The sequence below is a fragment of the Paraglaciecola sp. genome (assembly GCF_039942875.1).
Taxonomy (GTDB): Bacteria; Pseudomonadota; Gammaproteobacteria; order Enterobacterales; family Alteromonadaceae; genus Paraglaciecola.
Map to the genome: position 1 here is coordinate 30,749 of NZ_JBDVBQ010000027.1, position 13,675 is coordinate 44,423.

Consider the following 13,675-nt stretch of genomic DNA (forward strand, 5'->3'; position numbering starts at 1 on the left):
TGGCGGACCAGTTTACGAAGGGGATATGCAAGTATCAGAATATGAGCAGCAATGTAGAGAGAGGTGATTGCTCTATAAAAAAGCCTCTAAGTATCAAGTTGAGTGATACTTAGAGGCTTGTATTAGCAAAATGCATTAGTAACAGATATTACTTTTTATTGAAGTAATAAGGGCCTTTCCAGTGATATGTTTTTCCATCGACTTTCAACTTATGTTGTTTAGACATAGAAGCATTGGTGTTAGACAAAATAAAGATATTCGCATTTCCTTTTACATCCTTGATAGACACTGCTGTGTATTTTGAAGTATCTAGTTCCACTTTAAGTTCATCTATGCTGCTATTGGAGTTAACTGATAGCTCTGATACCGGGCTGTAACTGCCATGCGGTTCAATCACAGATACAAAGCTAGTATCAGCTGTGTTATCTCTGCGGATCATTAAAGCGGCTTCTCTGCGCAGGTTAAAGTCTGGATCATTAGCACCCATACGAGTAAATAATAACTCATCATCTTTATTTGTTGCAGATGTTAATGTGTAGTACTTGCCTTCGCCTAACCAAGAAAATTGCGTGCTATCACTTGATGGTTTGCCTTTGCCTTCAAGATAGAGGTGTTGATAACCATTTTTCTTACCTAAAGGCTTTAAGGTTTCAGGTGACTCATAATCAAAGTTGTCACTTAACACTTGGCCCATAAAGTAAAACGGGAAATCATATTGGTTTTTCTTATCAGCTTTAACTTTCATAATGTCTAACAGAAATGGTTTTTCAAAGCCGTCAGTTTTAATGATTGCCATAGTACGATGTAGCTCAGTGCCAGGGTAGGCATTAGCTTCGGTGGCACTGACAACTTGAACATCTTTGTTTGAATCATCATAAAAATACAAGTCTGAATGGTGTTGACTAGCGACCTGATACTTACCATCAAAATGCATTTCTTCATTTTGTGAGATAGTGTTGTGGGCGATGGTGGTTTTAGCCCAGGTTTTGTTTTCTTTTAAATAGTTACCACCGCCTTTTTGACCAATGTTAACAAATCTAGCTAAACCATAATCTTGTATAACTTCGTCACCTTTTTCATATAAAGAGAACGAAAGTTTGTCATAGTGACCGTGACTTAAGCCTTGGGCTGCATATTTAAATACTAAGGTTAAGTCTTCATTGCCGTAACGTAAGACACCCACACCACCTTGATCACCGTTTTGGCCATCAGTTAGGTTAAGGGAGTTTTTAACGAAAGGTTGAGCTTTGCCATCACGAATACCCATAGCTACTGCGAGGCCAGATTGGTCTAGTAGTACTTTATTTTGTTTTTCAGCAATACTTAATAACTGCGGGTTTTGATCACCGTACTGGTAGGCTATATCAACGGCTGTGACTAGTGCGGGAGTGAAGTACGACATACCTTTCTGACCATCGTTTAATGGGAAAAATTCACCATCAGCATCGGTCAAATTCAACAGTGCATCCACCCCTTTTAATAACACATTGTCTTTATGTGAGAATACCTTCATTTCTGGTTTTACATTGTTCATGGCTAAACCAAAAATAAGGAAAGGGTACATGGCATAACGTTGGTAGTAAGGACCTTCTGTGTAATATCCATCTGGTGAGAAGGGGTCTTCTAAGTTAGCAAGAAAGCCTTTCTTTTGCCCTTCAACTTTAATTGTGCCCCCGTCATTGTCTACGCCGCCAATGGGTAGGCCGTCATCTTCGATTCCGTATAAAGCTCTGTCTAGTAACTCTTTGTCATCCATTACCAGGGCAATCATACCCACTGCGGCATTACCCCAAGTACTATGATTATGGACACGATTATAAAATTTAGGATTCTCTAAAGAAATGTAATCGGCAAAGGGTTTAAACAAGTTGTTTTCTAACTTGTCTCGCTCTTGCTTTGAAAGCGTATCGTAAATTGCGTCATAGGCTTGAGCCATATAAACCAACCAATTACTGTCGTTCAGACATTGCCAGAATAGCTTACCCCTAGCATAAGAACGCTCTTGCGGATGAACGGGTAAATCTTTGTACATGGCTTCATATTGAAACAACATGTCGCGAACATATTTGGCGTACTTGTCATCTTCTAATATTTGGTAAAGTGCACCAGCTTTTTGAGCGATAAAAAAGTTTAATTTGTGTCTTTGATGGGTATAACCGCCTGAAAAGTCTTTTGGAATTGGGGTGTCGATACCCAATGCAATTTCAGCGTCAACTTCTTCTTTTACGCTTTGTACTGACGCGTCAAATAAAGGCACGTTACCTAGGTTTTTTCTGACCTTTTCCATCCCGGTTTTGGTCATAATTAAGTTGGGATGTTCCTGCGACTGAACAGTAAGGGGGGTAGTCAGTGTCGCTGCCATTAACAATAGGGCAGAGATTTTCATTTTGCTCATCAGCAGTAGCTCCAATTTTATTTAATGTAAGGTATTTTTCATTTTTTGGTTAGTCGATAATGCATGGTTATCGTCTTAATGATTTTTATTAGTGATCCGACTATTAGATATTAAGTTGCTTAGGTTGGCAATGTAAGTGCCCGACTATACATGTTGAAACACCGCATAAACCTTATCTAAATCAAAACTTAACCTTATATAAATGCTAACCCCAGCAATAGCTGGGGTTAGTTTAGTACTGTTATATTTCACATACTTGTGAACATCATAATAACATTTTAGAAGCGGTAGCTTGCACCGAATGTAATACGACGGTCTGCTAAACCTTGGAAACAAAGGATAGCACCTTCGTTAACACAAGACTGGCTTACACCTTCTTTATTTAAGTTAACTGCTTCAATACCTAGATTTAGGTTCTCATTCACGTCATAACTAACACTGGCATTAAGTTGGCCACGGTCATGAGTAACGACTGGGAAACCTAATGTAGAGTTACGTGATGCGCCACCCGCAGTATCATCAGTCCGGAACGCTTCACGCCATGTGTAACGTAGACGTGCTGATAATCCATATTTTTCGTAGTATGCAGTAATATTATAGGCATTCTCAGAAAAGTCTAATAGGCCTTGAACAGCTGTATATGTCACAAAATCAGCATCGTCATAAATACCGTTAATTGCATTGAAAATATCTGTACCACGGGTAGCTGATTCGTTAACTACAGAGCCACCTTTGTACTCTTGGATAGTGTAGTTTGCTAAAAAACCAAAACCAGACGCCCAACCTAACTCATCTTCAAAGCTAGATAAGTCATACTGAACAGCCATTTCTATACCCGTTTGAGTGGTTTTTGCACTGTCGTTAACGTCAGTTTGTAAATCAACACATGCACCTGTTACACCTAAAGGAGCCAAGAAGTCATCACCTGCTGCAATTGGGTTAAAGAATCCGCCACCAGAACATGAAGTGTCATTGTACTCAAAATAACCATTTGCATCTGTTGGAGATGAGTCCAATGTGCTAACAAATAAGTTACTGATTTCTTTATCAAAATAACCAATGCTAACTACTGCTGCTTCAGCAAAATACCATTCTGCTGATATATCTAGAGTCGTGATTTCTTGTGGCTCTAAACCTGGATTTCCAATATTTACAGATTGGTTAATATTTGGATCAAAAGACACTGAGGTGTTTAATTGATCAAAGTCAGGACGACGAATATCTTGCCCCCAACCTAAACGAAGAACAACGTCATCATGTGGTGTAACTACTAAATTCAGTTTGGGTAATGTAAAGCTATAGTCACCAGAAATAGTGGTCAATGTGTTGCCAGCATCGGTGACGGTGTTACCCGTTGAATCAACTGATGTCTCTATGTGTCTAACGCCAAAGTTACCCACAACATAGTCAAATTCAAAATTAGCTTGGGCATATATTGCTAAAGTTTCCTCAGAAATATTAAAGAAAGCAGTAGAGTCCGGCTCTAAATTTGACAAATCAGGTGTGTCGTCATGGGCAATCAAAGCAGCTTCTAAGGTTTCAATAACATAATCTGGGTTTTTAAACGCTAGATCTGGATCAATGATTACGAAGTTACGAATGGCCAATTCACGACCATCAGCATCACCAAAGTTACTTGGCCCTTGAACAAGTAACTCAGAGAACAATGAGCCACTTGGACTATCTGCCATTTGACTGAATCCACCGATATTATCAGATATATCGTTGAATGTACTTTCACGTTCGCTGAAGCGGAAACCAAAATCAATTGACGTCACTGGTGAATCGTCTAAATAATAAGAAAAATCAGCACGTAATGCATCTAATGAGTTCTCAGTTTCGTTGCGACCTATTTGAACTTGGTCTAATACAACATGTTCACCTGATGTGTCTGATAATTGGCCAACTGTTGGTGCATAGTCTGAATCAAAGTTGATACCAAATGTTAATGCACCACCCGTTAAATCATATCTAAATGGTACACAATTATCGTTGCTTGTTGCGTCTAATGGGCAGTTTGGATTAATAAAGTTCAATGTAGAACTCAGATTTGGATTAACGGTATCAGAATTAGCTGATGATATTTCAAAACTTGCGAATAAATTTTCACCTTGCCATTCACCTCCGATACGGAAAAGGGAGGTATCAGTTACCCGGGCACCAGTATCACTACTAAAACGTAGGTTAGGATCATCGTCATCTTTATCTAAATCAGGTTCAATTACGCCGACAACTGCAGCTTGAATGCTACCTAATTGAACGCCGTCTAAAGAACCATAGTTAACTGTTTCAAATTCAGTTGGTAAGTTTTGGTTAAGTACCGCGCTCACGCCAGAACCTTGGACACGGGTACTATCTTGACGACGCTCTTGATCTGTTATAACTAGGTCTACGAAAAATTTCATGTCATCATTTGGTGCATATTCAAATGTGGTAGAAATGTTAGTGGTGTCATACTCATAGTTTTCATATTCTTGGTTTAAGAATTGTATACCCAAGAAATCGAAGTCTTGACATACTGGACGGTCCTCTATGGGTTCAAGGTTGCCACTACGTACAACGTCGGCGTCACAGTTTTCAACCAAGCTACCGTCACGGTCAACACGTGGACGGAAAGAGGAAGATTCTTGTTTAGTTAAACTCCCACTAAATACAAAACCAAATTTACCACTGTCGGTATCCCAGTTATCACCATAAACTGCAGAAAAACGAGGCTGAATACCATCTGTAGTTAGACTACTGTCTTCACCTTGAATTCGGACGTTAATTAACTGTTCACTAAGCTCTAAAGGGCGAATTGTACGCAAGTTAACCGTACCGCCAACAGAACCTTCAATTGTTTTTGCATCTGAAGCTTTAGTAACTTCAACCCCAGCGATGATGGATGCTGAAACATCTTCAAAACTAATACCACCACGGCCAGTACCTGAACTGACTGTCTGAACGCCGTTAATCAATACATTGTTTGAGTTTGAACCACGAATTTGAACACCGGTACCAACACCGGCTGTTCTTGTAATTTGGATACCTGTTATATTTTCAAGCACTTCTGCCAAGTTTTGATCAGGTAGCTTACCTATATCTTCGGCTTCTATTACTTCAATAAGATTAGTGGATTCACGTTTTTCTAGAAGAGCGCTGGTTAGAGAGCTACGTATTCCTGAAACCTGAATAACTTCATAATCATCAGCTGCTTCTACTTCTGCGGTAGTTTCTTGAGCATGAACCAATGATGGCATGTACAACGCGGTCGCAGATAACATAGCCAAGGTAATTTTCGATAACTTATGTGTCATGTGTGTGTCTCCTGGTGCAGAGTATAGGTAAATGTAGGAGACCTTACTCTGCATAGTTGGTTTTTAAATTCTAGTACCTTACAACATTAATAATTAACCTATATGGCGCACATTGATTACAGGTGAATTACAAAGCTGTTACAAATTATCCATGAAAATAAATATTGGTCAACCTCTAATCCTGTTTGAAACATGTTTTTTAACAAATTCTGTATTACCAATATGGTATTTTTGGACATACCAATCCAGAGTTTTTTAAGCCGAAAATTTTAAATTTCATTATAAAACAGTAGTTTATTGTTTTGGTGTTGTTTGTTTTGAACTTATTTAAAATGATTTTTGTAAACAAAAGGTTAACTTTGGTGTTTTATCTTATAACTTTTAAGTTGGGTTATTATTGAACTTTTATACGTACAAATATTTTACATTGCCCGGTTTTTCGTTTTTATTTTGTTTGAAAAATGTTCGTTTTAGGTTCTGTAGATTAAAAAATGCACTTATTTTTTAATGCTAACTGTAAGTTTTGTTAAATTTTTTTTTTCTTGTTTAATGTAAATGAGATTATAGGTTTGGTTATATTTATAGCTTGGCGATTGAAGATGATGTTGAATGTGGCATCAATCGTATCTGTCATAACTTGATGCCAGCCATCTTGATAGTGAAATTGATATGATAGCTTTGGTTTAAAAGCGGCTAAACAATGAATCTAGAAGAGCGACTTTAGATTGATAAATGTTAACCATTTATGCTTGCCCTGATCATGGTGATCAAAAACTGTACATCCTAGTTATTCAGCGCTGGTTCGTATAAACGGCTTAGTTGAAGTCCTCAAAGATATTAGTGCTTTGTCTGCACTGCAGTAAATTTGCGTTATCATCCTAAAGCTTTAGTTTTATGACTTAGAGCTTATAAGTCAATATTAAAATCCTTTGTTTATTAGGTAGTTATTGACAATTATTAATAATAGTAGATACAATTAATTAACAAATTTTTCATGATTTTACCTTAGCACTAAACCGTTTTAGTCTAGTTGGTTTTGAGCCGGCAAATGATTGCTTCAATTAATCAAACTGGTGGTACTTATAATAATGACAAATATCAAAACATTTTTTAAATCACTTTTACCTGGCATTTTTTTATTTGGCTTTACTGTTGGAACTGGCAGTGTTACCTCTATGGCTAAAGCTGGGGCAGATTATGGTATGTCCTTACTTTGGACTATCTTTTTATCCTGTGCCATTACTTACTTTCTGATTTCTTTATTTGGAAAATTTACCTTAGTAACAGGTTTAACTGCATTGCAATCTTTTAAGAAACATATCCACCCTGGGGTGAGTTTGTTTTTTATCGTGGCGTTGACTACCCAGATATGCGGCAGTGTGATTGGAGTGATGGGGATTCTGGCTGATGTGTGTTACGAATGGTCTAAAACCTTTATTGAAGGTGGAATAAGCCCACTTTATTTTGCTTTGTTTTTCATTGGCTTTGTTTACGTCATTTTCTTAATCGGGAAAACAGAAGTGTTTGAAAAGGTGTTGGCTCTCTTCGTCGCTATTATGGCGTTATGTTTTTTGATTAATTTCTTTATTTTGATGCCACCTGCCATGGAAATATTAAGAGGTATGGTGCCAAATGTTCCAGAGGCTACTGCTAATAAAAGCTCATTTTTGGTAATCGCATCTATGGTAGGCACTACTGTTTTTTCTGGGCTGTTTATATTAAGAACCATATTAGTTAAAGAAGCGGGTTGGACTATGTCTGATTTAAAAGCCCAAAACAGAGACGCGCTATTTTCAGCATTTTTAATGTTTATTGTTAGTACCTCAATAATGGCAGCGGCGGCTGGTTCTTTATATGTAAAGGGTATTACCTTACAAAATGTAACTCAGATGATAAACTTGTTAGAGCCATTGGCTGGTGCCTCCGCGGTTGCCATTTTTACAATCGGTTTGATTGCTGCAGGTGTGTCTTCGCAATTTCCTAACGTAGCTTTGTTGCCATGGTTATTAGATGACTTTCATGCGCGTAAGCCTAATTTAAAGCGTCCAAGTTACCGAGTAATGGCCCTTGTTATCTCATGCTTAGGTTTAGTTGTACCAATATTCAATGCTAAGCCAATTGCCGTTATGGTTGGTTCTCAAGCGTTTGGTGCATTGGTTTTACCCGCTACCGTTGCTTGCATTTTTTACATAGGGAATAAAAAAGGATTAATGGGAGAGCACAAGTTTTCGACTCTAGTAAACGTTTTATTATCTTTGATATTTGTGTTTGCTTTGGTTATGAGTTACATGAGTTACAATGGCATTGTTTCTACATTACAAGCGCTGTAATACTTACATTTTTCATTTTTAACATAGCTCTCATAACGACATGAGAATGTTAATGACCGCAGTAAACGGGTCCTTACTAAAAAAGTAAAGCCGTAAAATAAATTGGAGCCGTATCCATGAGCAAAGTTATAAAGTTTGGTGCCAACCGAGTTTGGCGTACCTATCAAGGTGGGAAATTGTTAGATACCATCGAAGGAAAGGAAGTGCCTGTGGATTCTAGCTTCCCTGAAGATTGGATTGGCTCTACTGTCGAAGCCCGTAATGTTGGTAGAGAGCATATCTCTGAAGGACTTGCCATGGTTAAGGATGAAAAAGGTAAGTCTGTTCCTTTTCGGGATCTTCTAAAAAATAACCAAGAATACTTCTTAGGTAAAAAGGGTTCTGAGGTGCGCCCTTTAGATGATATCCCTCTGGTTAAGTATCTAGATAGCTCGACACGTTTGCATTTTCAAGCCCATCCTACTAGAGAGTTTGCTCAAGAGCGATTAGGCCTACCCAGAGGTAAAACCGAAGCTTATGTTATTTTAGAAACCCGCGAAGATATAAGCGAACCTTATATTTATGCTGGCTTTCAGCGTCCGCCAACTCGAGAACAACTTAAAGAGTGGATTGAGACCCAAGATATAGACTCAATAGAGGGGTGTTTTGACCGTATTCCCGTGAAACCAGGTGATGTATTTCTATTACCTGGGGGCAGACCTCATGCATTAGGGGAGGGCATTTTGATGCTAGAAATCATGGAGCCTTCCGATCTTGCTGTGCGATTTGAATTTGAACGTTGTGGTTACGAAATCCCAGAAAAAGCAAGGTTTATGGACAGGGGCATTGAAACAGCATTAGACGTGTTTAACTTTGACCCTGTTACTCCAGAAAAAACAGATGCTGAATTTCGTTGTGAGCCAACAGAGTTAAACTCAGGTGGGCAGGGTAATCGTTTAGAAGAATTAATTGGCTCAGATCAAACTCCTTGTTTTACTGTTAGAAGAGCATCGGTAATGGGGCGTTTTGAGCGAAAAGAAGAAACTTTCTTTTACGGTATTGTAACTGACGGTTCTGGTAAACTTAAGATTGGTAATGAAGTGGTCCAATTGGAACGTTGGGAGCGCTTTTTTTGCCCTGCTGGTGTCACCGAATTTGAATATCAATCTGACTCAGGTATGTCTATCTTAGAATGTTATCCCGGTAATACTTAAAATTAGTACGTTAAGCATTAAAGATTAATGTAGATACGAAAAAGGGAAATGGTTTTATCCATTTCCCTTTTTCTTGTTGGAGAGTTAATTTTTAACTATTCTTTAGGCGCTGTCGCCGGACCAACTTTTAATTCCATAAAGGTTACTTGGGCATAATCGCCGTTTGCTTTATCAGTTTCCCAGTTGCCCGTACCTAAACATGCTGGATACCAAAACCCTGGGTCGTCTTTGATACTGCATTGGTCATAGGCCCCAGCTTTGAAGAAGTTGCCATCTCCTGTGTAACCATTTGGATGGTCAAGCTCATCAACTTTTCCATATGCATCAACATTATCAGCTAAATTTATAGAATACTTAACTGTACCTAGGCGCTCGCTAATGAAGGTTAAATACATAGTATTTTCGTACACGTTAACTTCGTAGCTAAAGGTTTCGTTAAGGGCGATACCTGCTTCACGTGGATTAGTGCTATCGAACCAAGAGTTACCCCAAACTGGGTAGCTGATGTCTTTCCTATCTGGGTTTTCTTTTTCAAGATTACGTTCGTAGTTCCAAAACACAGAGCCGTAATCGTGTTCTGGCCATTTTTTAAAATAGATTTTTAATGGCTCATTGCCGTAGCCGTATCCTTCACCTTCTGCTACAAATTCTTTGTCTTTAGTGGCGTGTATCTGCCCAACAACAACAGAATAAGCCGGAGCTTTTTCTGTGTATTTAGCCCGCTTGGCTACATGATTTACTTGGAGTGTTGCTTGTAAATTACCGCCAATTTGACCGTATTTTTCTGCGTCTTCATTGGCTTGTATAGTAAAGTTGTTAGCGTATTTATCGCCTTTGTCTTCTAGTCCTGCTACTACTTGATGCAACTCACTGCGAGTATTAGAAGAGTTCGGGGTAGTGAAGGCTTTATTAGGCGTTGTAAATACCAAATTATCATCAGCATCTAAATAAAAGTAGTCTGGGTGTTGGTAGGTCTGGATAGCTTGTGTGCTGATAGAATCTACTTTGCCATCATTGTTTATGTCGGTTGGAATGGTAATTTTCCAATGAGTCAGATCAAATTTTTCAGCCGGTAAAGTGGTATGCTTAGTTGCATCTTCTGTGGTGTTGCAACTAACAAGTACGAATGTACTTAAGGCTGTAGTTGTCAATGTAACTAGTTTTTTATTGAAATTCATTTTGAGTACTCTGTTAATCTCTATTGCTGTTTTGTTGTAGGGGATACGTTAACGATTTTATGTTGGCCGTCAATTGTTCCTTGTTTAATTCGGTAATTTTAATTCTTGTAACCGTGTTGAAATTGTATCAACTATCGCAGCTGGAGTATCTTTGATATCTACTAACCATCCGTAGTCAGGTAACTCCAAGGCATTTAGCTGCGAGTCTAAAAGGTTTGAGTCAAAAAAGTGGCCGCTCCTTGAGTTTAAACGTTCGATTAATAACTCACGGGTTCCATTGAGCATAATCCAGATTATTTTGCCGTTAGCTTGAGAAGCTAAAATGCTACGGTAAGTCTCTTTTAATGCAGAGCAAGCCAGTACTGCACCGCCGTCAGCTTCACAATAAGCAATATGCTTGGCTAGAGACTCTAGCCAAGGCTGTCTATCTTGATCATTCAAAGGGCTGCCACTTTGCATTTTTTGCACGTTACTTTCTGGATGAAAATCATCACCATCGTAAAAAGGTAGTTCAAGCTTTTTGGCTAGTTGGCTACCTATAGTTGATTTTCCGGTACCAGAAACGCCACAGATGATCAGGATCATTTAATTTCCTTTTTTATTGTCCAATAAGGGCTAATACACCATTGTACGAAATGATGACGGAGAAAAGAAACGCTAATCCCAATACAAAATTAAGTACATAACCTGCTGTGTGTTTAGCCATAATGTCTTTTTTATTAATCAGTAAAATAATACCCAAAATAACTAGGGGCAATACAAACACGTTAAACACTTGAGTCAATATTTGGCCCTTAACAGGGTTAAAACCAACCACAGGAATAGTAAGGGCGACTATGGCTGCAATACCAGTAATAATTCGGAATTGCTTAGATTGAGTATCAAGTCTACCCGAGCGGTAATCTTCAATTAATAATGGTGCAATCAACATACAAGGAAATACCGAAGATAAACCTGCGGCTAAGGTTCCAAAAAAGAACACAGTTAACGCGCCTTTACCAGCGATAGGCTCTAGGGCATTTACCATATCAAGTACGTCGGTTACTTTGTTGCCGTCGTGGTATAAAGCACCTGCAGCTACAGCCATGACTGACCCACTGATAATAAATACTAAAACAGCAGCAACTATGGCATCTTTCTTTTGTTGGCCTCTATCTGCAATGTCCCAACCTTTACCTTGAATGAATAGCGGACGAGATAAGAATGTAGCTGCTGCCATAGTCGTACCTACAAATGCAGCTACCATCATTTTTCCGCCTTCTACATCTGGAATAACGGGGATCATACCTTGAATTACTTCTGATGGCAGTGGGCTAACAACAAACAAAGACAGTATGAAAGACAAGCCCATACAAGATACAAAAATCACTAAGATTTTTTCAAATAATGAGAATCTACCAATCAATAAAATAGTGTACATCGTACCAATAACAATCACGGCTATGGCGATCACCACTTCATATTTGTATTCAATAACCGCGGGGAAATACAATGCAATCATTTCAAAGATGATATTGGCAGATATCCCTAAAATACCCACTAGAGAGTTCCACTGACCAAAGCTCACCCCTAGGATGATGAGTATCGCCATGGGTTTACCGAATTTGAGGTGCTTTTTAAAGCTGTATAAGGCGGTTTCACCCGTGACTAGGGCGAAGTTACCGTATGCGTATATCAGTACCCCTGAAAACAAACAGCTTAGCAATAATACCCATAATAACTGCATTCCAAAGGTACTACCTGCAACTATCATAGCCGTTACACTGCCAGTACCTATGGTATAACCAATGGCTAAGAACGCTGGCCCAAAACTTAAAATTGCTCTTATTAATGTTGACACATTTTTTCTCCACAAACATGTTGTCTATTGCAGGTTTTGGGCGTTAGCCGGCCTGCTATTTTATTATTTTTGGTATTACTTTAAGGTTAAATACCAATGCTTTGCATGATGAATAAGTTTCTAAAAACTGCTTTCTTCTGCCATTTTTACCACCCCAACTGTGAGTATTAAGTTGGCAAAACGACGCTGTTCACCGGTTTGAATAATCAACACAGTGGCTGGGTCGCGAATTTTGTCGTAAAACGCCCAGCGCTCCAATTCATCCCAGCTAACCTCTCCCAATAGGGTTTGGTAGGCTTGGTGGATTTCTGCATTTGCTTCAGGTGGTTTTTCCATTACAATTGCACCTTGTACTGGGCACACTTCAAGAATTCCTTCGAGAACCGTTAGTGCATCTAATAAACCGGGGCGAAAATTTAAATGCACAGTTGTCGAGTTTGGGCCATTCATAGCGCCAACAGGTAAATTGCCATCAGCTATGACAACCTGCGAAAAATGACCCGAACGTCCAAGGGCTTCCATTATGGTAGGGTGTATTACTGGTGTTTTGAGCATTTACTTAATCCTTAAATCAAGGTTTATAACGGTTAGGTTAATTAGGGCAGACAACGGTAAGGGCTTATGCCCTTACATGTTATAAACGCCGCCATTGATATCTAACGTTGCTCCAGTAATAAAGCCATCATATTCAGAAGCTAGATAAACCACTGAACGTGCTACATCATCAACATTACCGGCTCGGTTAATGGGAATACCAGAAATAGTCTCGTCTGCAGATTCTTTAGTGGTGTGGGTATTGTGGAATGATGTACCCAATATTAGGCCAGGAGCTACGGCATTAACTCGGGTGCCTTGTGCCCCTAATTCTGACGCTAACGCGCGGGTAAAAGTAAGAATGGCGCCTTTACTTGTTGAGTAAACAAGAGAGCCTGCGTGGCCACCTTTGCGGCCAGCCAGTGAAGCTAAGTTTACTATGCTGCTAGTTTCGTTTTTAGCAAGATAGGGAGACGCTGCTCTGGTTACAAACATCATAGAAGTAAGGTTTATGTCCATTACTTTGTGCCAGAACTCAGCGTCCATATCTTTTAAAGAACGCCTTGCTACAAGTGAGCCTGCATTGTTGATTAAAATGTCTAAGCTCCCTAATGCAGCTACTGTTTCCGCTACCATAGCGTTTGCGTCAGCTTCTGTGGTTAAGTCTCCGCTTATGGCCACTGCTTTTTGTCCTTTACTAGTGGCATATTCCACTAATGTGTTGGCAGTGTCTGCGCTAGAAAAATAATGAATGGCAACATTCGCGCCGCTATCTATGAGCAGCTTGGTGGTAGCTTCGCCTATTCCTTGGGCACCAGCAGTGATGAGGACATTCTTACCGCTTAACTTGTTATTCATGTTAATCCTTGGTCAATTGAGACTTTAAATTTATAGGTAATTAAGTTATGG

At 39.1% G+C, this 13,675-nt stretch carries 9 protein-coding genes; 2 read left to right on the forward strand and 7 right to left on the reverse strand.

Going from position 1 to position 13,675, the window contains the following annotated elements:
• Positions 1-148 precede the first annotated feature (148 nt).
• Together ABJE44_RS10400 and ABJE44_RS10405 are read right to left on the reverse strand one after the other, a co-directional pair.
• Entirely contained in the window at positions 149-2,395 is a 2,247-nt protein-coding gene (locus ABJE44_RS10400) for a heparinase II/III family protein (RefSeq protein ID WP_348110638.1), read from the reverse strand.
• A gap of 278 nt (positions 2,396-2,673) precedes the next feature.
• The gene (locus ABJE44_RS10405) at positions 2,674-5,691 is read right to left on the reverse strand and encodes a TonB-dependent receptor (protein WP_348110640.1); all 3,018 of its coding nucleotides are present in this window, start codon (positions 5,689-5,691) and stop codon (positions 2,674-2,676) included.
• Between the two features lie 1,088 nt (positions 5,692-6,779).
• Between ABJE44_RS10405 and ABJE44_RS10410 the strand changes: the two genes are divergently transcribed.
• On the forward strand, positions 6,780-8,021 hold the full coding sequence (locus ABJE44_RS10410) for an Nramp family divalent metal transporter (RefSeq protein ID WP_348110642.1): 1,242 nt from the start codon (positions 6,780-6,782) through the stop codon (positions 8,019-8,021).
• Positions 8,022-8,137: 116 nt separating this feature from the next.
• The gene (locus ABJE44_RS10415; RefSeq protein WP_348110643.1) at positions 8,138-9,214 is read left to right on the forward strand and encodes a class I mannose-6-phosphate isomerase; all 1,077 of its coding nucleotides are present in this window, start codon (positions 8,138-8,140) and stop codon (positions 9,212-9,214) included.
• Positions 9,215-9,309: 95 nt separating this feature from the next.
• Here ABJE44_RS10415 and ABJE44_RS10420 read toward each other — a convergent pair whose 3' ends face one another.
• The 5 genes from ABJE44_RS10420 to ABJE44_RS10440 form a co-directional block, all read right to left on the reverse strand.
• Complete coding sequence (locus ABJE44_RS10420) at positions 9,310-10,392, reverse strand: polysaccharide lyase family 7 protein (RefSeq protein ID WP_348110645.1); 1,083 nt, start codon at positions 10,390-10,392, stop codon at positions 9,310-9,312.
• Between the two features lie 84 nt (positions 10,393-10,476).
• Complete coding sequence (locus ABJE44_RS10425) at positions 10,477-10,977, reverse strand: gluconokinase (protein WP_348110646.1); 501 nt, start codon at positions 10,975-10,977, stop codon at positions 10,477-10,479.
• A gap of 13 nt (positions 10,978-10,990) precedes the next feature.
• On the reverse strand, positions 10,991-12,232 hold the full coding sequence (locus ABJE44_RS10430; protein WP_348110648.1) for a divalent metal cation transporter: 1,242 nt from the start codon (positions 12,230-12,232) through the stop codon (positions 10,991-10,993).
• Between the two features lie 120 nt (positions 12,233-12,352).
• On the reverse strand, positions 12,353-12,787 hold the full coding sequence (locus tag ABJE44_RS10435) for an RbsD/FucU family protein (RefSeq protein ID WP_348110650.1): 435 nt from the start codon (positions 12,785-12,787) through the stop codon (positions 12,353-12,355).
• A 72-nt stretch (positions 12,788-12,859) separates the two neighbouring features.
• Positions 12,860-13,624 (reverse strand): SDR family oxidoreductase, encoded by a 765-nt coding sequence (locus ABJE44_RS10440; protein ID WP_348110652.1) that lies wholly within the window; start codon positions 13,622-13,624, stop codon positions 12,860-12,862.
• Positions 13,625-13,675: the final 51 nt, after the last annotated feature.

What these genes read in the sequence shown, in the direction of transcription:
- ABJE44_RS10435 (WP_348110650.1), bottom strand. Translation starts at nt 12,787, where the DNA reads ATGCTCAAAACACCAGTAATACACCCTACCATAATGGAAGCCCTTGGA.
- ABJE44_RS10425 (WP_348110646.1), bottom strand. Translation starts at nt 10,977, where the DNA reads ATGATCCTGATCATCTGTGGCGTTTCTGGTACCGGAAAATCAACTATA.
- ABJE44_RS10405 (WP_348110640.1), bottom strand. Translation starts at nt 5,691, where the DNA reads ATGACACATAAGTTATCGAAAATTACCTTGGCTATGTTATCTGCGACC.
- ABJE44_RS10400 (WP_348110638.1), bottom strand. Translation starts at nt 2,395, where the DNA reads ATGAGCAAAATGAAAATCTCTGCCCTATTGTTAATGGCAGCGACACTG.
- ABJE44_RS10440 (WP_348110652.1), bottom strand. Translation starts at nt 13,624, where the DNA reads ATGAATAACAAGTTAAGCGGTAAGAATGTCCTCATCACTGCTGGTGCC.
- ABJE44_RS10420 (WP_348110645.1), bottom strand. Translation starts at nt 10,392, where the DNA reads ATGAATTTCAATAAAAAACTAGTTACATTGACAACTACAGCCTTAAGT.
- ABJE44_RS10410 (WP_348110642.1), top strand. Translation starts at nt 6,780, where the DNA reads ATGACAAATATCAAAACATTTTTTAAATCACTTTTACCTGGCATTTTT.
- ABJE44_RS10415 (WP_348110643.1), top strand. Translation starts at nt 8,138, where the DNA reads ATGAGCAAAGTTATAAAGTTTGGTGCCAACCGAGTTTGGCGTACCTAT.